Genomic DNA, 21,309 nt, shown 5'->3' with positions numbered 1-21,309 from the left:
ACTTTTACAAAAACTACGCTGAACAATCTGGTTTAGCCGGTAGTTATAGAAGTATGGAAAACGCATTTCCCATGAACACAGATTCTCATGCGCTGGAAGGCCTTTACTGCCCCAGCCTCACCAACTATACCCGCCGCCTCTCCCGTGAAGTGAAGATAGGCGACCTCGCCATGGGCGGAAACAACCCCATCCGGGTTCAGTCCATGACCACCGTAGACACCATGGATACCCTGGGCTCGGTGGAGCAGGTGATACGCATGGTGGAGGCCGGTTGCGAATATGTGCGCATCACGGCCCCCAGCGTGAAAGAAGCCGAAAACCTGGGCAACATCAAGAAAGAACTCCGCGCCCGCGGCTATACCGTGCCTTTGATCGCTGATATCCACTTCACGCCCAACGCCGCCGAGTTGGCCGCCCGTTTGGTGGAGAAGGTGCGCGTGAACCCCGGCAACTACGCCGATAAAAAGAAATTTCAGATTATTGACTATACAGATGCCACCTACCAGGCCGAGCTTGACCGCATACGCGAGCGCTTCACGCCGCTGGTGAACATCTGCAAGGAGTACGGCACTGCCATGCGCATCGGTACGAACCACGGCTCGTTGTCTGACCGTATCCTGAGCCGCTATGGCGATACCCCGCTAGGCATGGTGGAAAGCGCCCTGGAGTTCCTGCGCATCTGCGAAGACCTGAATTACTATGACGTGGTGCTGTCCATGAAAGCCAGCAATACCCAGGTGATGGTGCAAGCCTACCGCCTGTTGGTGCAGAAACTGGAGGAGGAAGGATTGCAGCCGTACCCATTGCACTTAGGCGTGACCGAAGCCGGGGAAGGGGAAGACGGACGCGTGAAATCAGCCGTAGGGATTGGTACGCTGCTGGAAGACGGACTAGGCGATACCGTTCGGGTTTCCCTCACCGAGGCCCCGGAACTGGAAGCGCCAGTGGCGAAAATGCTGATTGACCGTTACGCCACCCGCGCCGGCCATACGCCTATCAAACCCATCTGCCATCTGCCGTACAACCCGTTCCAGTACCACCGCCGTGAAACCCGCGAGGTGCTGAACCTGGGCAGCCATAACGTGCCGCGCGTAGTGGCAGACTTGAGCCGGTTGGAAGACATCACGTATGAAGACCTTCGGCCGGTAGGGCATATCTATTCGCCGGTGCTGGATAAATTCCACATGTCTGACCAGGGCGCAGATTACGTGTATACCGGCAGCTCGCCTATCACGTTCATGCTGCCCAACGGCCTGAAAGAGATCGTGGACTACACCGCCTGGCTGGAAGCCGAACAGCGCGAAGAACGTTACCCGCTCTACACCGCCGTGCAGTTTGAAACCGCCGATTCCTGGCACCCGAAACTCAACTTCGTGCAGGTGTCATTGGGCCAACTTACCAATGACTTCATTGAAACGCTGCACAACCGCCCAGACGTGGTGCTGATTCTGGAAACGGAAAACGAGCACGCCATGCCGGAGCAGCGCAAAGCCTTCATCCGGCTCATGAACCAGGGACAGCCCGTGCCGGTCATCATCAAACGTTCCTATGAAGATCTTACCGATGAACAAGTGCAACTCTACGCCGCCACTGATGTGGGAGGATTGCTCATTGACGGCTTCGGGGATGGGGTTTTACTAAGCACCCAGGACCTGAGTTACCGCAGCAAAGAGGAGTGGGGCTACACCTTGGAAGGGCTGAACAAACTGGCCTTCGGGATTTTGCAGGCGGCTAGAACGCGCATGAGCAAAACAGAGTACATCAGCTGCCCTAGCTGCGGCCGTACCTTGTTTGATTTGCAGGAAACCACCGCCATGATCCGGAAACGCACCGACCACCTTAAAGGTGTGAAGATTGGCATCATGGGCTGCATTGTGAACGGTCCCGGCGAGATGGCCGATGCCGATTACGGGTACGTGGGCGTGGGCAAAGGCAAGATTGCGCTGTACCGCGGTCAGCAGGTGATCAAGAAATCGGTGCCCGAAGAACGCGCCGTAGATGAACTGATTGAATTGATACGGGAAGACGGCAACTGGATGGAGCCGGTGGGCGTGGAGGCGTAAGCAAAAAATCACCTCAGCTTGACAATCTTTCTGTGGCACAGGCTGTTATTTAACTAAGGAAGTCGCATCTTCAAAAGAAAAGATATGAAAGGATTATTTGATTTCACGGAAGTGGCCACCTACTTCTTCCGGAAAAAAGACCCCAACCGCAAAACCAATTTCAACCTGCGCACCATGCACCTCATCAACAAGGTGTCCATGCTCATGTTCCTGTGCGGACTAGTGTACCTGGTGATAAAGTTGATGACGCGGTAAAATTGAACTAGCCACCGCTTGTGTTTAGCGGCCGTTTTTCGGGAATTAGCCCTAAACAGCATCGGAGTTTTTTGATACTTCCTACAGGATTAGAGAGCCATTTGCTTTTTGAGGGAATGGCTCTTTTTTATACCTTGGCCTTCATGAACATAGAGGAATTCAGAGACTACTGCCTAGCCAAGCCTCACGTAGAGGAAACCCTGCCTTTCGGCGAAGACACCCTGGTTTTTAAAGTGGCCGGAAAGATGTTTGCCATGTGCAGCCTGAACAGCTACGCCGAGGGCGTGAACCTGAAATGTGACCCGGAACGGGCGGTGGAACTCAGGGAACAGTACCATGTCATTCAGCCCGGCTACCACATGAACAAGAAACACTGGAACACCATCTACCCAGAGGCCTCCCTTCCCATGGGGTTGCTACCAGAGCTCATTGACCATTCCTATGAACTGGTGGTGAAGTGCCTCCCGAAGAAGGTGAGGGTGGAATTAGGGGTTTGATGAAGGCTGTATTAAATTGATAGTCACTACTTGAATACTCAAGTACTTTTACTTTGTCATCTTGGAAAGATCTTGTGGGCAAGCGGCAGAAGCGTTTAATCAATGCTTTTCTAGTTCGCTCACAAGATCCTTTCAGGATGACAAGAAAGGGGGTAGAGAGTAGCATAACAACATTGGACATAAAATTGGACATAAAAGCAGAAGGCCGCTGAATTTCAGCGGCCTTCTGCTTATTTCCTGTTTTCGGCTTGTTTTCAGAAAAACAGGCGCTAAACGGAAACTAAATCACTACGTTCACAATCTTGCCCGGCACCACAATCACCTTCTTCACTGGTTTGCCTTCCAAAAGTTTCTGCACCTGCTCAGAGGCCAGCACGGCGGTTTCTACTTCCTCTTTAGAGGCTTTCAGGTCAAAGGTCATTTTGCTTTTCACTTTCCCGTTCACGGAGATAGGATAGTCAAAAGTACTCTCGGTGAGGAATTCCTCTTTCCAGGCTGGGTAAGCGGCGTAGGTGATGCTCTCCGTATGACCCAAGCGGCTCCAGAGTTCCTCAGTGATGTGCGGGGCGTAGGAGGCCAGCACTACGGTCAACGGCTCCAGAATGGCGCGCTTCTTCGTTTTCAAGGAAGACAACTCATTCACGCAAATCATAAACTGGCTCACGCTGGTCCCGAAGGAGAAGCGCTCAATGTCTTCCTCCACTTTCTTGATAGTTTTGTGCAATGACTTCAGCTCGGCCGGCGTGGGTTGCTCTTCGGTCACAGCCCAGTTGCCTTGCTCGTCAAAGAACAGTTTCCAGAAGCGGCGCAGGAACTTGTACACGCCGTCCATGCCGTTGGTGTTCCATGGCTTGAACTGCTCCAATGGCCCCAGGAACATCTCGTACATGCGGAGGGTGTCGGCACCGTATTCCTCCACTAGTTTGTCCGGGTTCACCACGTTGTGCTTGGACTTGGACATTTTCTCCACTTCCACGCCCACGTGGTATTTGCCGTCTTCCAAGATGAATTCCGCATTCGCGAAGTCAGGTCGCCAGGCCTTGAACTGCTCTGTGTCCAGTACATCATTCTCTACGATGTTCACATCTACGTGCAGCGCGGTGGTTTCGTACTGGTCTTTCAGCCCAAATGAAACAAACGTGTTGGAGTCTTTGACACGGTACACAAAGTTCGACCGACCTTGGATCATGCCTTGGTTAATGAGCTTCTTGAACGGCTCGTCCTGGTTCACCAGCCCGAGGTCAAACAGGAACTTGTTCCAGAAGCGGGAGTAGAGGAGGTGACCCGTGGCGTGCTCAGAACCACCAATATATAAGTCCACGTTCTGCCAATAATCAATGGCTTCCTTGCTGGCGAAGGCGCTGTCGTTCTGCGGGTCCATGTAGCGGTACCAATACCAGCTGGAACCCGCCCAACCCGGCATGGTGCTCAGTTCGTACTCAAATTCGCCGCGGTATTTCCAGTCCTGCGCGCGGCCCAGCGGCGGCTCACCGGTCTCAGTTGGCAGATAAGCATCCACCTCCGGCAGTACCAGCGGCAGCTCGCTTTCCTCCAGCAAGGCCGGAATTCCGTCTTTGTAATACACCGGTACCGGCTCACCCCAATATCTTTGGCGACCGAACACGGCATCACGCATTCTATAGTTGATGCGGGCTTTACCCACGCCCAACTCCTCGGCGTGCTGAATACCGGCTTTGATCGCTTCTTTCACGTCCAGACCGTTCAGGAAACCTGAGTTAATGATCTTGCCTTCTTTGCCCGCATACGCTTCTTTGGTCAAATCCCCACCAGCAACTACCTCAGGAATGGGCAGGTTGAACTTCTTCGCGAAGGCGTAGTCACGGGTGTCGTGGCCCGGTACGGCCATCACGGCCCCGGTTCCGTAGCCTGCCAACACGTAATCGGCGATCCAAACGGGTACTTTTTCGCCGGAGATAGGATTAATGGCGTAGGCGCCGGTGAAGGTTCCGGTCACGGTTTTCACATCAGACATGCGGTCGCGCTCCGAGCGGTTCTTGGCCCAGGTCACGTATTCCTCCACCTCGGCACGCTGCTCTGGGGTGGTAATCTCGGTTACATATTCATGCTCGGGCGCCAGCACCACAAAACTCACCCCGAAGATGGTGTCAATGCGGGTGGTAAACACGGTGATGTGCTTGTGCTCGTGGCCATCCAGTTGGAACCGAAGCTCCGCACCCACAGATTTCCCGATCCAGTTGCGCTGCATCTCCTTCACCGGCTCAGGCCAGTCAATGGTGTCAAGGCCCTGCAACAGTCTTTCGGCGTAGGCCGTGATGCGCATCATCCACTGCTTCATAAGTTTACGCTCCACCGGATAACCACCGCGCTCCGATACGCCATCTTTTACCTCGTCATTCGCCAGAACGGTTCCTAATTGCGGACACCAGTTCACCACAGCTTCCGACAGGAAGGTAAGGCGGTATTTCAGCAACAGGTCTTGCTGCTCTTTCTCAGAAAGGCGGGCCCAGGCATCGGCGGTCACGTGCGGCGTGTCCTCGTCGCAGGCGGCATTCACGTGCGTGTTGCCACGCATGGTGAACTCGGCCACCAGCGTGTCAATAGGCTCGGCTTTTTCTGTATTGTAGTTGTACCAGCTGTTGAAGAGCTGCATGAAAATCCACTGGGTCCATTTGTAGTAGCTGGGGTCTGAGGTGCGTACCTCGCGGTCCCAGTCGAAGGAGAAGCCCAGGTTGTTCAGCTGTTCAATGTAGCGCTCAATGTTCTGCTTGGTGGTCACGGCCGGGTGCTGCCCGGTCTGAATAGCATATTGCTCGGCCGGCAAGCCGAAGGAGTCAAAGCCCATGGGGTGCAGCACGTTGAAACCTTTGAGGCGCTTGTACCGGCTCACAATGTCAGAGGCGATGTAGCCCAGCGGGTGCCCCACGTGCAGACCCGCCCCGCTCGGATACGGGAACATGTCCAGCGAATAGAACTTGGGTTTGCTAGGGTCAATCTCGGTCTTGAACGTCTTGTTCTCACTCCAGAAGCGCTGCCACTTCTGCTCAATGGATCGGTAGTCGTACTCTGACATGGGTATGGTTTCAGTTGGAATGTGCTTTTCAAGGGGCCGAACTAGGCCGAAGGCAAAAGTAAGGGAAATTCTGCAAAAAGGAGGAGTCTCACCGCGTACAGGAGCGTGGTTTCTGTGGCTGTTTTTGGCCTGATTTCAGAAAAAGAAGCTCTAAACGCATTGGCGCAGACGCTCGCAGGTGCTGCGCACGCTACGAGGTCTTTTGAGTGGGCGGTATTACGGTGGTAAACGGGTAGAACCCACCCCTGCCCCTCCGAGGAGGGGAATTATTTGGTATGCGTGTTCTTCTGTGTAAACGTTCGCCCTCACCTGAGACGGAATTCTGTTTTTCCGTTTTCGGGCTGTTTTGAAGGAAAGAGGCCAGAAACGGAATTTCATTTTCCCAGATACTGGCGCAAGTCTCCAGACTCGTGCCTTGCGGTGGGTGGAGTCTCCAGACTCCTGTGTGTAAAAACAGCTCTTGGTTCCCGGCGAGTCTGGAGACTCGCATCATCCTTTGTCACGAGACTTTAGTCTCGCGCCAGCTTACCTCAGCTTACTTTATAAACTCTGGACTCAAGACTCAGAACTCAGGACTCCCAAAGACCTCGTAGCGTCCGGAGGACCTGCGAGCGTCTGCGCCAATTACACCAGCCCCTGCAAAGGATCCACGCTATTCCAGGTGCCTTCACTGTGCAGCGGGGTGAACCGGGCGAACAACTCCTCAGAGTACCAGCCGCGGGTGCGGGTGTTTTTGATGACTTCGCGGTGGGCGGCCATGCGATAGGCGTATTCCTTCATGCTGGCTTCGTCTTTCCAGAGGCTGAAGGTGGCTTGCCTCAAAAAAGGAGCTTCGCCTAAGCCAATGGATGCTAATAAACCGTTCGCATGATCCAGGCTGGCGCTGGCTTGGGGCACGTGTTTCCAGAAATCCAAGGCTTTGGTGAGTCTGATGGAGGCGCGGGTGAGTACGGCAATGGGTTTATCGGCGGGAGCCGGAAGGGTTTCTGATGTGAACGGATTTTGGCCGCTCCAGAGGCCGTGCGCCTGCAACGGTTGCAAGTCAAGGTGGTACTGCTCAAAGGTGTGCTGGCGGTATTCCTCTAAAAGCGGGTGGCCTTTGAAAAAATCTTCGGCGGCGGCGGGGGAGGACCAGGTGGCCATGAGGCCGTAGCGGTACCAGTTGGGTTTGAGGCTGAACCCTCGGCCCTGGCCACTGCCCAACAGTTTGAAGAAGTTCAAGCCTTTTACCTTCTGCAACGGCCGCTGCGAGGTACCCATCTGCGCCAAGCCCCAGCGCCAGTGACCAGGTTTGATTCCGAACAAGGTAAGCGTGGTATGCACAGGGGAAAGGGGAGTAGCCAATGTGAATTGTAGTTTCTGTTTTGGGCCTTATTTCATAAAAATAGCCCCTAAACAGCATGAAACAAATTGTGCCGAGGTAAGGGCAAGAAAAAAGGGAGTGTGAACTCCCTTTCTCCTGTATAACTACAGATTGATCTTTTTGTTTTCGCCGGGGTGGGGCGGCTCACCGGTAATGGCGGCTTTCACCACGCCGTATAAATGTACCACCGCGCTGCTCGGCGAATCCCAATACTCGGCTTGGTCGATGGTCACTTTCAGGATAGCGATGTTCGGGTCTTCCTTTCCTTCGGGGAACCAGGCTTTCATGAACGGGTTCCAGAGGTCGTCAATCTGCTGCTGGTCGCGGTACACGCTGGCTGTGCCGGATACTGACACGTACAGTTGGTCGCCGGGTTTGGCGTAGCTCAGGTTCACATGGCTTTCGTTCTTGATTTCATCGGCTTTGCCGGAATTGTGGCCGGTGAAGAAATAGATGGCGCCGCTCTCATCCACTTTCAGATGGCGCATGGGACGCGAGCGGATAGTTCCGTCTGGTTCCACGGTGCTGAGCATGGCGGTATTGATATCGTTGATTTTCTCTATCAGGGCCTTCACATCGCCCCGGTTTTGGTTTTGTGCGTTTTCCATAGTTTAGGTCTTGTACTTTGTGAAAGAATACGAACAACTGCGGCAAGGGTTCCTGTTGCGCAGGTGCCTACTTCTTTAACCAGAAAACGTACCTTTGGTTTTCAAGACTTTCCTGTTGAACTACCTGGCCCACCTTTTCCTGTCTGACAACGACCCGGCGCTGCAACTGGGCAACTTCATTGCCGATGGCGTGCGGGCCAACCAGCTCCAGCAGTATCCTGCGCGGGTACAACAGGGTATTCGTCTGCACCACCTCATAGACCGCTTCACCGACACCCACGCCGTGGTGCATGAATCAAAAGAACGCCTTCGGCCGAAGTACCGCAAGTACGCCAGCGTGATCACCGATATCTATTATGACCATTTCCTGGCCGCTGATTTCTCACGGTACTGCTCCCAACCTTTGGAAACCTTCGCGACAGAAGCCTACGCCCATGTGCAAGCAAATTATGCGCTTCTGCCAGCACGCGTACAGCGTTTTCTGCCCTACATGGTACAGCACAATTGGTTAGTGTCATACGCGCAGGTGGAAGGCATCACGCAAGCCCTTCGCGGCCTCAGCCGAAGGGCGACTTTTGCTTCTGGCATGGAGACGGCAGGAGAGGAGTTACTGGAGAATTATGAATCATACAAAGAAGAGTTCAGTAGGTTCTTCCCGGAATTGCAGCAATACGTTGCCCAGCAGGTTCAGCTTCTATAATATTTCTAAACTTGAAATACCCTGAAATGGAGTTCCTTTAAGGTTCCTATTTCATTTTTGTTCTTTGAAGCAACTGTTTTTGCTCTTGTTGCATCTGCTGTGTAGAGACCAGGCCAAAGTAGTAAACGCTTTGTAACCCCTGGTCGAGCTATAAGATGGAACCACAACAAAAACTTTCACCTGCATTGCGCCCACTAGGTTTAGCTTTCGCAATGATCATGATGCTCTTCTACTACCAAAGCGCGTTTGCCCAAACAGATAGTGTGGATCTGTTTCTGCAGAAGACTATGAAAGAACGCGCTATTCCGGGTCTTCAGGTGGCGGTAGTTCGTCAGGGAAAAATCATCAAGTCAGGGGCCTACGGCGTGTCTAATCTGGAATTTGCCACGCCAGTGACTTCTAAAACAGTCTTCACCTTCAATTCCATTACCAAGGTCTTTACAGGGGTAGCTCTCATGCAACTGATAGAACAAGGGAAGCTGGATATGAACGCTCCAGTTTCTACTTATTTAGATAATCTTCCAGAGACCTGGCGCGGCGTGACCATTAGACAAATGGTCTCCAACACCTCAGGCCTGCCAGATGTGATTGATCCTGCCACGGGCGATTGGCTGTTCCAAAAGGTGGGGGATGACCAATGGAAAAGTGTGCTGGGCAAGCCTTTGGAGTTTAAGGCAGGCGAAAAGTTCAGTTATAACCAAACAGGTTTTGTCTTGCTGGGGCTAGTGCTGGAGAAGTTAACAGGCAAACCTTTCCAGGACTTTATCAAAGAAAACCAATTGGCAGCAGTAGGCATGCCGCAAAGTGGGTTCGGGGATTTCTATGATGTGGTTCCCAACATGGCCAAATCATACAGCTACAGAAACAGGAAGTACAGTAACGTAGCCGAAGCGTTTCCAGCGCCAAGCAGAACGGCGGCGGGCATGTACGGTACCGCTGAGGAACTGGCGCAGTGGGCCATTGCGCTTCAGAAGGGGCAACTGCTGAAAGAGAAAAACAGCGTCTCCACCCTTTGGTCTCCTGTTCCTTTGAACAATGGCACCTTCAGTGGTTTCACCAGGCTACTGAATGGGTATGCCATGGGCTGGCCCACCATGAACCGGGCAGAGCATCGGGCGGTTGGCGGCGTTGGGGGCGGACGTTCAGCTTTCTTTATTTATCCCGAAGATGACTTAACCATTGTGGTTCTCACCAACAGGATTGGCTGTGCCCCAGAAACCTTCATAGATGAACTGGCGGGTTTCTATGTTCCCTCCATGAAACCTGCCACTGGGTTCGGTTTGCCACCAGAAATACGGGTGCTGCACCAAGCATTCAAACAGAAAGGCTTTAAAGGGCTGGAGCAGACGGTCAGAGACCAGAAGAAGAAAAACCCTTCGTTTACTATCCCAGAAAATGACTTAAATGATTGGGGGTATCTTCTCTGGAAACAAGGTTCCTTAGAGAAGGCACTGGCCGCTTTTAAACTCAATACCATCCTGTACCCCAACAGCGGGAATACCTTTGACAGCTACGCCGAAGCCTTGATGAGCAACGGAGAAAAAGAATTAGCCATCAAGAACTACAAACAGGCACTAGCGCTTTCCCCCAACAATGCGGGTGCCAAAAGACAATTAGAAATACTACAGGCGAAATAGAACTATTGCCTTTAAGGGAGCAAAAGTAAAGGACAACCACATGGGATTTTTCCTACAACTTTCCGTTTCGGGGCCGTTTTTCTATAAACGGCCCCGAAACGGAAGAAGGCCAACCTTATGCAGGTTGGCCTTCTTCTGTTATTCAAACTGAGCCTTATCAAGACTCAGAGCTTTCTTTTAATGGTGGTGTCCGCCAGCGCCGTGAACGTGACCATGGGCAATTTCCTCCTGAGTGGCCTCGCGCACGTCAATCACTTTGCCTTCAAAGTGCATGTCCATGCCTGCCAGCGGGTGGTTGAAGTCCATGAGTACGTGGTCAGATTCCACGCTCACAATACGGCCCTGCATGTGGTTGCCTTCGTTGTCAGACATGGGGATGTAGTTGCCTACCTGCACCATTTCCTCGTCAATTTTGCCATCAACCTCAAACACGTTTTTAGGCACCGGTACAACGGCAGACTCGTCTAAATCGCCGTAGCCGTCTTCAGAAGACACGGTGAATTTGAAAGAATCGCCCGCTGCTTTCCCTTCCAGTTCCTGCTCAAATTTCTCAGGCAGGCCGCTTACACCAAACAAAAAGACCATTGGGTTTTCTTCGTCGGCGGTCTCCACCAGGGTGTCTTCGCCTTCTTCGTCTGTTACGCGCAGCTCGTAGGTGAGCGACACCACTTTGTTCTCTTCTATTTTCATTTGGTGACAGGTTTTGGTGATCTTGTTATAAAGATAAAAAATGAATGGTAACTATTCGTGTTTTTCTATACTTGGTTTTGTAATTCGTTCTGTATGAGAAAAGAATTTTAATCTGCTTCTATAGGCTTTCCGGTAGCTCTGCTTTTTAAGTAGTTCTATAAAAGCTGTGCTGTCTCCAGTTGTGTTACATAAAGGATCCCCGCTGAAAGAGCAGAGGCACTGTAGCGTTTTTATAGTCTACAGTGCCTCTAACGGTGAATTTATGGGAAAGGATTTATTCCGGGTCAGTGGAGAGCAGCTCCCAGGCACTGCGGTAAGCGCCAATGCTCTCAGCGTAGTTCATGAACTGCTGGTAGAACGGATGCTGGCCCAGGGTGGCGCTGTCGCCTACTATGACCATCTTTTTCTTTGCCCGGGTCATGGCTACGTTCATCCTCCGGATGTCGGCGAGGAAGCCTATTTCCCCCTCTGGGTTGCTGCGCACCATACTGATGTACATAATGTCCCGTTCCTGCCCCTGAAAGGAATCTACCGTACCCACACTCAACTGCCTTCTGCTTAGTAGCTGAGCCAGTTTAGGTTCATGCTCCACCTGGTCGGTGAGGTAGTTGATCTGTGCCCGGTAGGGTGAGATGATACCGATGCGCAGACGCGGTTCCGTTTGGGCCTCAGACGCCTCAGCCGGTTCATACGGCGTGAGCAGGTTGAGCAGGTGTTTCAGGAGCACATCAGCTTCCTCTGGGTTGGCGGTGCTGCTGCCTTCGCCAATGGTTTGGTCGTTGAAACCGCAGCCGGCGGTGTCAATGAATTCCACAATGAGACCGGTCTCAAAAACAGGATGTACCTCAGAAAGGGTAGCCGTGCGCACACTCTCGTGGGCCTGCAGCTCGCCGCGGTAGAACTGTTGGTTGGAGAAACCCATGATGTGCTCGTGCATGCGGTATTGGGTAGTGAGCATGACGGCCGTCTCCGGTTGGCGCTCAATGCACTTCTCAAACAGGGTTCTTGCCAGACCGCCGCGTTCTGCCGCCATAGATTTCACGGTAGGGGGCAACTGGTGATGGTCGCCGGCTAAGACTACGCGGTTGGCGCGGGTAATGGGAATCCAGCAGGCGGGCTCCAGGGCCTGGGCAGCCTCATCTATGAATACCGTGTCATACTGCAGGTGCCGGATGGTGCGGTTGGCTGAGCCCACTAAGGTACAGGTAATCACCTGAACGCGGTCCAAGAGATCTTCGGTGATGTATTCTTCCACGTCATCGGCCTGAGCCAAAACGCGTTTGCTTTCCTCTTTCATGAACTGACGCTGCGCCCGTTCCTGCGGACCGAAACTGCGCTTGTACTGACTGGCCATGGCTTTGTATTCCTGGGCAGACTTCCGGAGTTTCTTCAGTTGCCGGTACTCGCGGTGGTGCATGATCTGGGCATCCAGGGTATGTTCCAGCAGTACTTCAGATACCCGGGACGGATTCCCGATGCGGATTACGTTCACGCCCTGCTCAGCCAGTTTCTCCGTGAGCAGATCCACGGCCGTGTTGCTGGGCGCCGTCACCAATAGTTTCTGCTCACCGGTCTGTAAGGTCTGCAAAATGGCCTGCACCAAGGTAGTGGTTTTACCGGTGCCCGGCGGACCATGGATGATGGCCACGTCTTTGGCCTGCACTATGTTGCGTACGGCATCATTCTGGGAATCATTGAGGGCAGCAATGGGCGTGAAAGGGCGCTCACGGCGGAAGATGGCAGGCTCAACGCCTAATAAAATATCGCGCAGCTGGGCCAGACGGCTTTTCTCGGCCTCCATTACTTTCATGAGCGCAATCTCCATCTCGCGGTAGCTTACTTCATCAAAGGTGAGTTCCACTCCTAAGCGGGCTCCGCCTTCCAGCCAGTCGGGGAGGTCTTCTTTGGTGGTGGCCAGCCTCAGCTTGTTGCGCTTCACTTCCAGTACCACCCCATTGAGGGTACCGCCTTCTCCGTTGGTGAACAGGGCCGCCGAGGAGCCCGCCTGGAACATGTGCAGCTGGTCGCGGCCGGAGATGCGCTCCAGTTCCACCACCATCTTGTTTCCAAAGCCTACTTCCTGTTTGATCACATTCACCGGATACCAGCAGATACCCAGGCGTTTTCGTTCTGTGATGCTGGTTTGGGCGTTTTTGAGTTGGTATTGCCTGCGGTCTTCCTCCTGCTCCAGTTTAAGCAGGGCCCGCACGTCTAATAGTTCGTTTAAGATTTTGTCCATTCTAAATATGGTATCACGTAGCGCGTATCAGGTATCACGATTTAAGTGAAACCAGTTACCTGGTCATGATACGTGCTACTCGCTACTTGCTACGAGCGTCTTTAAGCAAAAAATGAATGGCTGCAACCGGTGCATTGGTACACGGTGGTGCCAGCATAGAGAACCTTTTTCCACCAGGATAAATTCCGTTGGGGCCATACCTGTAAGGAGCCGCAGTTGGGGCAGGTTTTAGTCTCCTGGCTTATGTTAGCCTGTTGCTGGGTGAACTCGTCCAGGACCGGTTGAGCGGTAATTAGGTCTTTCTCCTGAAGCTGAAGCTGGTAATACAGTCCATCCCCGAAGGGCAGGCTGGGCGGGCCGCAGGATTTCACCAGAGCCACCACGCCCACTTGCTCAAGCGCGTTGTACAAACCGATGGCCTCTGTATAGGTGAGGTATTTGGCCGCAGGAACCAGGCGCTCACTCACGCTTTCACGTGTTTTTCCTGCCGCAGACCGGTGAGTTTGTTTCTAAGCCTTACAATATACCCTACCAATACCAGCGCCAGCATGGCAAAGAAAGCGGCAATGGCATCATGCTCAAATTTAGCGTCTTTGGAGCTTTGCAGTTGTTCCTCCAGGTCTTTGATCTCGCGGTCTCTGCGTTTAATCAGGTTTTGGGCGTTGGTAAGGGAGCTTTTAAGGTCGTAGATATTGTCTGTGACTACCCGTTTGTCGCCCAGTACCTGGGTGTTCAGTTTTCTGGCTTCGGCTTCCAGCTCGGCTGCGCGTTTAGCCACGTTTCTACGGGTTTCCAGGTTGGCCTGCTCTACGGCATGGATGATCTGCTCGTCTTTCTGGAGCACTTCTTTGAGGGCCTCAATCACGGCGCGCATGTCTTCTTTAGAGGCTTTGCCCCAGAAGTTGTTGCTCTGCGTTTTGAGGTAATCGTATTTGAGCACCAGTTGCTCGCGCTCGGTAATCAGTTGGTCTACCCTGGACTCCTTGGCCGTGATAGGGGCCGTTTTAGGGGCAGCCGTGTCTTCTGAGGAACTTGCGGCGGCGGCAGCCGGTGTCGCGGGAGTGGCGGGTTTGGCCTGCGCCGTGGCGGGTGCCGGGGCTTGCTTTTTAATGAGGGCGTTTATCTTGGCTCCCAATTTAGCGTCCTGTGGTTTGGCGGTGGCAGAAGATTGCTCCTTGGCGGCTGGTGTGGCCAGGGTTTGGGCCTGGGTGGCCATACCGGAAAACAACAGACCACATGCCATTAGGGTAGGAAATACTCTTTTCATAATTCTTATCTCTCAACTAAACACCTTCAAAAAGGAAGCCAGAACGGGCCACACCTCCTGTATTTCTTTTGCTGAGGTAAAAATAAGCCAAAAAGCACAGATTGCCGCAGCCCTTGCCCTTTTTGCCATAAATGCCCAGGCGTAGAGGTAACTAGATGCCCGCGAAAATGAAGCAGCTGCCAACGTACTTAGTGGTTACTTAAAAAAAGTATGCCGCTGTTTAGCGCCTGTTTTTGGAAAAAGAGCCCCTAAACGGGAATGGCTGCCGCAAGAATTCCTACTGCCCGTTGGCCTAAAAAAGAAAAGGCCCGCCGCCCAGGGAGCGACAAGCCTTTTTTATCTGCCTTTGGAAAACAGCGTTATTTCTTTTGCTGCTGCGCCCAGGTTTCCATTTTACGCTCCACAATTCGGAGGGGCATGTTTCCGTCCTTCAGGTACTCATCATGGAATGCGGCCAGTTTGAACTGATCGCCCAGGTCTTTCTCATACTTTTCGCGCAGCTCTCTTATTTTGAGCTGGCCAATCTTGTAGGAGAGGGCCTGACTGGGAATGGCCATGTAGCGCTCAATCTCGGCAGTGGCGCCTTCTTCAGAAATAGCCATGTTAGACATCATGTACTCAATGGCCTGCTCGCGGGTCATGTCTTTGGTGTGCATGCCCACGTCTACCACCAGCCGCACGGCCCGGTGCATCTCATCGCCCAGGGCGCCCATGTACTGGTAAGGGTCGGTGTAGAGGCCCAGCTCCTTGCCCAAAGATTCGGTGTAGAGGGCCCAGCCTTCGCCGTAGGCACCGTACCAGCTGAAGCGGCGGAACTTGGGCAGGTTCTGGTTTTCCTGTTGCAGCGAGACCTGGTAGTGGTGCCCGGGAATAGCTTCATGCAAGAACAGCGACTCCATGCCGGAGGTGGTGTTGAACGTGCTGGCATCTAAGATGGGCACATAGAAGATACCGGGGCGGGAACCGTCTGGTGAGCCAGGGTTATATTCGGCGGAGGCGGAGGCGGCCCGGTAGGCTTCGGTTTGCCTGATCTCAAACGGGGTTTTGGGTCTGTTCCCAAACATCTTATTCAGATTAGGCTCTATCTTGGCTTGAATAGCCCTGAAGGCGTTGAGCACTTCTTCCGGCGTTTTGTACGGCGTGAATTTGGGGTCACTGCGGAGGTAGGTGAAGAACTCGGCCAGATTGCCTTTGAAGTCTACCTGGTCTTTCACTTTCAGCATTTCGCCGTTGATGCGCTTTACTTCCTGCTGGCCAGTTTTGTAAATCTCGTTCGCGGTCTGGTCGGTGGTGGTCCAGTTCTTCACGAGGTACTTGTAAATATCGGCCCCGCCGGGAATATCTTTGATGCCGGTGCTGGTGCGGGCTTTGGGCAGGTACTCCTGTTGCAGGAACGTTGCCAGTTTCTGGTAGGTAGGCACCAACTGGGTCATGATGGCCTCCCGGTACGCCTGCGTCAGGCGCGCACGGTCGGGGGCGGGCACCTCGGCGGGGAAGTTCTGTACCGGGCCGTAGAAGAGGCTCTTGGTAGGGTCTGTGACCACCATGCTCTGCAACTGCGGAATCATCTTAATCACCAGCGGTTTGGGCAATACCACGCCCGCGGCCATGCCCTGCCGGAAATTGGCAATGGCGCTGTCGGCCCAAACGGTGAAGCCTTTCACGCGGCCCAGCCAGTTGTCATAGTCTTTGGTGGTCTTGAAGGGTTGGTTTCCGGTGCCGGACCCCAGTTGGCCCATGGTTAATGGCAAGCCCCAGAACTGCTGGAACGGCATCATCCAGGTGTTCAGCTTAAGGCCCTCCAGCCGGGTTTCCAGCTCATACTCAAAGATGTCATAGCTGATCTGGTCGTTGGCGTTGAGGCTGGCGCGGTCATACTGGCGCAGTTTGTCCAGGTGCTGCTGGTAGAAAGTCTGGAGGCTGTCGCGGAAAGATTTGGTGTTGTCGTTGGGCAGCAGGTGGTTGTAGCGGTTGTCGCCCTGGGCGGTGGCCTCCAGCGGGAAATAGCGTAAGAACTGGTCCCAGTAGTTCTCAAACATGGTGTTGAGCTGGGCATTGGCCGCCACGTTGGCCGCCGCGCCAGAATCGGCTTTCTTCTGGCAGGACAGCATGGTACCGACCAGAAGCGCCATCATCAAAATTTTCTTCATAGAATTTACCTACAGTGTGAAGGCATGAAGATATCCAGAAAACGGAACATCTGTAGCCTTCTCTAAAACGGGAAGGGAAACCATCGGTTTACGGTTTAAATACTGCTTTTTCTGGGTTGCCACGCCGCAAAACCCGCCTGGGAGCCGGTGTAGGCACTTGCCTGTACCCCATGCCATTGCCGCGGGCTGCACGCAATAACCTCTTTTTTTGGAAGACCGTACCAGAAATGTCATTGAAGGGGTGCCGGAAGCTGCCTCTACCAGCTTCTGATTTCCTTCTGGCAAAGAAAGTTTGAATGCCCCTGGCGCGCCCTCGGTACGGCTCGTTTTGTACGCTACCTCTAACCAAACAAAACCATGAAACATAGACTCAACCCCGACTTAACTACCATAGACTGGAAGAAGATGGACGATATTTTTGGGAAGGTGGGGTGGTCAGTGCGGGAGCCCGAGGACATTAAAGCTTCCTTTGAGAAAAGCGCTTATTCTATTTTCATTTACAACGATGACGACGAGGTGGTGGCCTTTGGCCGCACGGTGGACGACGGCAGGTATTACGCCATGCTGGCCGATATTGTGGTGGACCCCGATTTTCAGGGTGAGGGGGTTGGTTCTTTCATTGTGGAAACCCTGCGCGAGAAACTGGAAGCCGACGACTACCATTTCATCACGCTCACCGCGGCTCCGGGCAAAGATGATTTCTACCGCGCCATCGGCTGGAAAAAACAGTCCAGCTCCTTTATCTGGCCCCTCAGCGAGAAACAGGAACGGCAACACGTGGAGCCAGAAGAGTAGGAAGAATTAAGAATTGGGAATTAAGAATTAGGAATTAGGAATTAGAAAACACCGTTTTACTCGGTCGCCTTTGGCGAGGGCGGGGCGGCTGTGTAGTTTTCCTTTTTAACGGTATTTAAAGTTGGGGCAATCCCTTGGGGTTGCCCTTTGTGTTCTCCTCTGTTAAGGCAACCGCAAGGAGAGGTGGCCCCTGCCATGCTTTTTCCGTTTAGGGGCTCTTTTTCCTAAAACGGACCCAAAACGGAAACATCTGCCTGCATCGTTAAACCCAGCGTGGCACGCTTCTTCCAGTGCTGTTGATAATTTCCCGTCTCCAGAAAGCCAACCAGCAGCGGTTTTTCCTATCTTCAAGGCTCCAATGGGTACGCACCCATTCCTAATTCATAATTCCCAATTCTCAATTAATACAATGCAGGCTTACTTAGATTTGATGCGCCACATTCTGGACAACGGCGTGAAGAAAGCAGACCGTACCGGCACCGGTACGTTGAGTGTGTTCGGTTACCAGATGCGGTTTAATTTGCAGGAAGGCTTCCCGCTGGTGACCACCAAGAAGGTGCACCTCAAGTCTATTATCTATGAACTGCTGTGGTTTCTGCGCGGCGAGACCAATGTGAAGTGGTTGCAGGAGCGGGGCGTGAGCATCTGGGACGAATGGGCCGATGCCAACGGCGATCTGGGTCCGGTGTACGGCTCCCAGTGGCGTTCCTGGCCCACGCCCGACGGCGACCACATTGACCAGATAACCCAAGTGATTGACCAGATCAAGCGCAACCCCGACAGCAGACGCCTCATTGTGAGCGCCTGGAACGTGGCCGAGGTCAACAACATGAAACTGCCGCCCTGCCACGCGTTCTTCCAGTTCTACGTAGCCGAGGGCAAACTAAGCTGCCAGCTCTACCAGCGCTCCGCCGACGTGTTCTTAGGCGTGCCCTTCAACATTGCCTCCTACGCGCTGCTCACCATGATGGTAGCCCAGGTCTGCGACCTGCAACCCGGCGAGTTCATCTGGACCGGCGGCGATACGCACCTCTACACGAACCACCTGGAGCAAACCCAACTCCAACTCACCCGCGAACCGCGCCCGCTACCCAAAATGAAACTGAACCCCGAGGTGAAGGATATTTTCGGATTTGATTTTGAGGATTTCACGCTGGAGGAGTATCAGCCGTGGCCGGGGATTAAGGCGCCGGTGGCGGTGTAGGATAATTATTTTTCTTGATTTAAAACTTACTTTAAAAAATATGAAAGCTACTGAGGTGTTTGTTGCTGGTGGATTTCCAGCTGTAACATATAATCCAAGACTTAACTTATCCTTAGAAGAAAAATTGAATGACTATATTGAAACAGGTTATAAATTAATTTCTATAACTGGACCTACTAAATCGGGGAAAACTGTTTTATGTAACAGATTATTACCTTTAGAGTCTAGTATATTTATTTCTGGTGGAACAATTGAAAAAGAGTCTGATTTTTGGGAATATATACTTGAAGAACTTAATATTGATATTGAAGATTCTACAGCAAAAAAAAAGACGAACTCAGTTGAAGAGTCTGGAGAATTTAATGGGGGAATAAATATAGGCCCTTTCAGCCTTGGAGCGAAATCAGGAGATAAAGAGACTAACTTAAGCGAGATATCTAAATCATCATACAAAGTTAGGAATCTTAAAGTTACAGCTTTAAAAAATCTTCAGCAGCAAGGAATTATTTTACTAATAGATGATTTTCATTATGTTAAACCTGATATTCAACAGTCTATAATCAGATCGCTAAAACAACCTATATTTAATGGTTTAAGAGTAATTATACTTGCTGTTCCACATAGAGCATACGATGCAATAAAGGTTGAGGCAGAAATGACGGGGCGCGTTGTTCAATTATCAATACCACTATGGGGTGATGATGAACTCGCTGAAATTGCTAATAAAGGATTTAAAGAACTAAATCTTGAATGTGATCCGACAATCATTGATACTTTGATTAAGGAAAGCTTCAGAAGTCCTCATTTGATGCAGGAATTTTGTCTTAGACTTTGTAAAAACAATGGAAAAAAAGAAACTGTATTAGGTAATCCTGAAAAGCTTTCAATATCTTCTTATAAAGATTTTTTTAGTGAAATTGTTGAAACAATAAGTTCTAAGTCAGCTTTTGAAAGATTAGCAAGAGGGCCAAGGCAAAGAGCAGATAGGTTACAACGCCAGTTACATGACGGCAGTCAAGTTGATATTTATGCGGCTATTTTACATGGAATTGCAGATACAGGACCGAAAACAGAAATTAGTTATGAGGAATTAAGAGGTTCGTTGAAGAAAGTTTTGGCAGAAAACGCTCCACAGGGCCATGAAATCACACGAGTTCTTACCAAAATGGATGAGATAGCAAAATCTGAAATAACAGGTGAGCCGGTATTAGATTGGGATAAAAAAGATACACGTTTATTTATCTCAGATCCTTTCTTTGCTTTCTATTTAAGATGGGCAATTAAGTTATAATTGGATAAACACACCCTCCCCACCATCGTCCTGGCCCAATTTGCCTGCACCTCTCTTTGGTTCGCGGGCAATGCGGTGCTGCCTAACCTTATTACGCAGTTTCATTTAGAAGCAAGCACACTCAGCCACCTCACGTCTTCTGTGCAGTTGGGGTTTATTCTGGGCACGTTGGTGTTTGCGGTGTTTACCATTTCAGATAGATTCTCGCCGTCTAAAGTGTTTCTGGTGTGCGCGTTGTTGGGGGCGGGCTGCAACCTGAGCCTCTTGGGGGCCAGTGGCTTGGCTACCTTGCTGGGGAGCCGGTTTCTGACGGGCTTCTGTCTGGCGGGCATTTACCCCGTGGGCATGAAGATAGCCGCAGATTACCACCAACGCGGCCTGGGCAAAGCGCTGGGGTTTCTAGTGGGGGCGCTGGTGCTGGGCACGGCCTTTCCGCATTTGCTCAAGGCGCTCACGCAGGGCTTGCCGTGGCGGTACGTGATCTGGGGCACATCCGGGCTGGCGGTGCTGGGCGGGCTAAGCGTCTTTGCGCTGGTACCCGATGGTCCGTTCCGGAGCCGGAGCACGCAGCCTAACTTTTCGGCCTTTTTCCAGATTTTCCGGCAGAAAGACTTTAGGGCGGCGGCGTTCGGGTACTTCGGGCACATGTGGGAGCTGTACACGTTCTGGGCCTTGGTGCCGGTGCTGCTGGCCTTGTACGCGCAACAACATCCAGAAGCGCCGGTGCCGGTGTCATTGCTGTCTTTCAGCATTATTGCGGTGGGGGCGCTGGCCTGCGTGGCGGGCGGGTATCTGTCAGAGAAAGTGGGCAGTGCCCGTACGGCGGCGGTGGCACTGGCCGTTTCATTGGGGTGTTGCCTGGTAGCGCCGGTTATCTTTCAGTTGCCTTTCCCGTGGTTTCTGGGCGTGCTGGTGGTATGGGGGCTGGCCGTGGTCATGGATTCGCCGCAGTTCTCTACGCTGGTGGCGCAGTCGGCGGAGGGCAGCGTGAAGGGCACCGCCTTAACCATCGTCAACTCCATCGGGTTTGCCATTACCATTGTGAGCATCCAGTTTTTACAGTGGGTGGAGGCCTACGCAGGGGCCGAGCGGCGGTTTCTGTTTCTGGCGCTGGGGCCGCTGCTGGGGCTTTGGGCCATGCGCCGCCTGCTCCGGAAAGCGTAATTTCTCCTTTCTTCTTTTCCGGTGTGTTTAGGGGCTCTTTTTCCAAAAACAGCCCCTAAACGCACCGCGTTTATTTGGGAGCACGGCACCTGCCTCTGCTGGTCTAGCCATTCGGACAGCAGCCGATGTTTCCGCTTTACTTAAGTTGCAATGTTTCCCCCTGACTGTGATACCCACCCCTAACCCCTCCAAGGAGGGGACTTTTTCCCGCCAACTTTGTAGAGGATTCCCCTCCTCGGAGGGGTTAGGGGTGGGTAATGGGCCAACTGCTTTCATAAAGCGCAACTTGGGTTAAATAGAACAAGGCTGTAGCCAGGTCACTACTATAAAAGAG

17 protein-coding genes are annotated in these 21,309 nt (G+C 52.4%); 9 read left to right on the top strand and 8 right to left on the bottom strand.

Annotated features, from left to right (window positions below; translation table 11 throughout):
- Positions 1-53: 53 nt before the first annotated feature.
- The 3 genes from ispG (at position 54) to EFA69_RS17055 (ending at position 2,815) form a co-directional block, all read left to right on the top strand.
- The gene (ispG, locus tag EFA69_RS17060; protein WP_183906839.1) at positions 54-2,063 is read left to right on the top strand and encodes a (E)-4-hydroxy-3-methylbut-2-enyl-diphosphate synthase; all 2,010 of its coding nucleotides are present in this window, start codon (positions 54-56) and stop codon (positions 2,061-2,063) included.
- Between the two features lie 84 nt (positions 2,064-2,147).
- The gene (locus tag EFA69_RS20370; protein ID WP_183906837.1) at positions 2,148-2,318 is read left to right on the top strand and encodes a DUF6728 family protein; all 171 of its coding nucleotides are present in this window, start codon (positions 2,148-2,150) and stop codon (positions 2,316-2,318) included.
- Positions 2,319-2,461: 143 nt separating this feature from the next.
- Positions 2,462-2,815 (top strand): MmcQ/YjbR family DNA-binding protein, encoded by a 354-nt coding sequence (locus tag EFA69_RS17055; RefSeq protein ID WP_123134891.1) that lies wholly within the window; start codon positions 2,462-2,464, stop codon positions 2,813-2,815.
- Positions 2,816-3,095: 280 nt separating this feature from the next.
- On the opposite strand, the gene leuS is transcribed toward EFA69_RS17055, so the two are convergent.
- From leuS to EFA69_RS17040, 3 genes are all read right to left on the bottom strand, one after another.
- Complete coding sequence (leuS, locus tag EFA69_RS17050; protein ID WP_123134279.1) at positions 3,096-5,867, bottom strand: leucine--tRNA ligase; 2,772 nt, start codon at positions 5,865-5,867, stop codon at positions 3,096-3,098.
- A 624-nt stretch (positions 5,868-6,491) separates the two neighbouring features.
- Positions 6,492-7,190 (bottom strand): spheroidene monooxygenase, encoded by a 699-nt coding sequence (locus tag EFA69_RS17045; RefSeq protein ID WP_245964617.1) that lies wholly within the window; start codon positions 7,188-7,190, stop codon positions 6,492-6,494.
- Between the two features lie 144 nt (positions 7,191-7,334).
- On the bottom strand, positions 7,335-7,838 hold the full coding sequence (locus EFA69_RS17040) for a pyridoxamine 5'-phosphate oxidase family protein (RefSeq protein ID WP_123134277.1): 504 nt from the start codon (positions 7,836-7,838) through the stop codon (positions 7,335-7,337).
- 94 nt (positions 7,839-7,932) lie between these two features.
- On the opposite strand from EFA69_RS17040, the gene EFA69_RS17035 reads away from it, so the two are divergent.
- A complete protein-coding gene (locus tag EFA69_RS17035) occupies positions 7,933-8,538 on the top strand; it encodes an acyl carrier protein phosphodiesterase (RefSeq protein WP_245964616.1) in 606 nt (201 codons plus the stop codon).
- A gap of 155 nt (positions 8,539-8,693) precedes the next feature.
- A complete protein-coding gene (locus EFA69_RS17030) occupies positions 8,694-10,175 on the top strand; it encodes a serine hydrolase (RefSeq protein WP_123134276.1) in 1,482 nt (493 codons plus the stop codon).
- Positions 10,176-10,352: 177 nt separating this feature from the next.
- Here EFA69_RS17030 and EFA69_RS17025 read toward each other — a convergent pair whose 3' ends face one another.
- From EFA69_RS17025 to EFA69_RS17005, 5 genes are all read right to left on the bottom strand, one after another.
- Positions 10,353-10,865: an FKBP-type peptidyl-prolyl cis-trans isomerase gene (locus EFA69_RS17025; protein ID WP_123134275.1), complete on the bottom strand. Its 513-nt coding sequence runs from the start codon at positions 10,863-10,865 to the stop codon at positions 10,353-10,355.
- A 274-nt stretch (positions 10,866-11,139) separates the two neighbouring features.
- Positions 11,140-13,104: an AAA domain-containing protein gene (locus EFA69_RS17020; RefSeq protein WP_123134274.1), complete on the bottom strand. Its 1,965-nt coding sequence runs from the start codon at positions 13,102-13,104 to the stop codon at positions 11,140-11,142.
- Between the two features lie 101 nt (positions 13,105-13,205).
- Entirely contained in the window at positions 13,206-13,571 is a 366-nt protein-coding gene (locus EFA69_RS17015) for a hypothetical protein (RefSeq protein ID WP_123134273.1), read from the bottom strand.
- A complete protein-coding gene (locus tag EFA69_RS17010; protein ID WP_148041398.1) occupies positions 13,568-14,371 on the bottom strand; it encodes a hypothetical protein in 804 nt (267 codons plus the stop codon). The genes EFA69_RS17015 and EFA69_RS17010 overlap by 4 nt, the downstream gene beginning before the upstream one ends.
- Before the next feature lie 359 nt (positions 14,372-14,730).
- Complete coding sequence (locus EFA69_RS17005; RefSeq protein WP_123134271.1) at positions 14,731-16,521, bottom strand: DUF885 domain-containing protein; 1,791 nt, start codon at positions 16,519-16,521, stop codon at positions 14,731-14,733.
- Positions 16,522-16,878: 357 nt separating this feature from the next.
- On the opposite strand from EFA69_RS17005, the gene EFA69_RS17000 reads away from it, so the two are divergent.
- From EFA69_RS17000 to EFA69_RS16985, 4 genes are all read left to right on the top strand, one after another.
- Positions 16,879-17,316, top strand: coding sequence for a GNAT family N-acetyltransferase (locus EFA69_RS17000; protein WP_123134270.1), 438 nt, complete (start codon positions 16,879-16,881; stop codon positions 17,314-17,316).
- A gap of 409 nt (positions 17,317-17,725) precedes the next feature.
- Positions 17,726-18,520, top strand: a complete 795-nt coding sequence (locus EFA69_RS16995) for a thymidylate synthase (protein WP_123134269.1) — start codon at positions 17,726-17,728, stop codon at positions 18,518-18,520.
- A 40-nt stretch (positions 18,521-18,560) separates the two neighbouring features.
- Positions 18,561-19,811, top strand: coding sequence for a hypothetical protein (locus EFA69_RS16990; RefSeq protein ID WP_123134268.1), 1,251 nt, complete (start codon positions 18,561-18,563; stop codon positions 19,809-19,811).
- Positions 19,812-20,975: an MFS transporter gene (locus tag EFA69_RS16985; RefSeq protein ID WP_123134267.1), complete on the top strand. Its 1,164-nt coding sequence runs from the start codon at positions 19,812-19,814 to the stop codon at positions 20,973-20,975.
- Positions 20,976-21,309: the final 334 nt, after the last annotated feature.

It is taken from the genome of Rufibacter immobilis, assembly GCF_003721565.1.
Taxonomy (GTDB): Bacteria; Bacteroidota; Bacteroidia; order Cytophagales; family Hymenobacteraceae; genus Nibribacter; species Nibribacter immobilis.
This window is presented reverse-complemented; position numbering and strand designations above follow the sequence as displayed.

Coding starts and splice junctions, on each gene's coding strand:
- EFA69_RS17030 (WP_123134276.1), top strand. CDS start 8,694: ATGGAACCACAACAAAAACTTTCACCTGCATTGCGCCCACTAGGTTTA.
- EFA69_RS16995 (WP_123134269.1), top strand. CDS start 17,726: ATGCAGGCTTACTTAGATTTGATGCGCCACATTCTGGACAACGGCGTG.
- EFA69_RS17040 (WP_123134277.1), bottom strand. CDS start 7,838: ATGGAAAACGCACAAAACCAAAACCGGGGCGATGTGAAGGCCCTGATA.
- EFA69_RS20370 (WP_183906837.1), top strand. CDS start 2,148: ATGAAAGGATTATTTGATTTCACGGAAGTGGCCACCTACTTCTTCCGG.
- leuS (WP_123134279.1), bottom strand. CDS start 5,867: ATGTCAGAGTACGACTACCGATCCATTGAGCAGAAGTGGCAGCGCTTC.
- EFA69_RS17005 (WP_123134271.1), bottom strand. CDS start 16,521: ATGAAGAAAATTTTGATGATGGCGCTTCTGGTCGGTACCATGCTGTCC.
- EFA69_RS17020 (WP_123134274.1), bottom strand. CDS start 13,104: ATGGACAAAATCTTAAACGAACTATTAGACGTGCGGGCCCTGCTTAAA.
- EFA69_RS17000 (WP_123134270.1), top strand. CDS start 16,879: ATGAAACATAGACTCAACCCCGACTTAACTACCATAGACTGGAAGAAG.
- ispG (WP_183906839.1), top strand. CDS start 54: ATGGAAAACGCATTTCCCATGAACACAGATTCTCATGCGCTGGAAGGC.
- EFA69_RS16990 (WP_123134268.1), top strand. CDS start 18,561: ATGAAAGCTACTGAGGTGTTTGTTGCTGGTGGATTTCCAGCTGTAACA.
- EFA69_RS17025 (WP_123134275.1), bottom strand. CDS start 10,865: ATGAAAATAGAAGAGAACAAAGTGGTGTCGCTCACCTACGAGCTGCGC.
- EFA69_RS17055 (WP_123134891.1), top strand. CDS start 2,462: ATGAACATAGAGGAATTCAGAGACTACTGCCTAGCCAAGCCTCACGTA.
- EFA69_RS17010 (WP_148041398.1), bottom strand. CDS start 14,371: ATGAAAAGAGTATTTCCTACCCTAATGGCATGTGGTCTGTTGTTTTCC.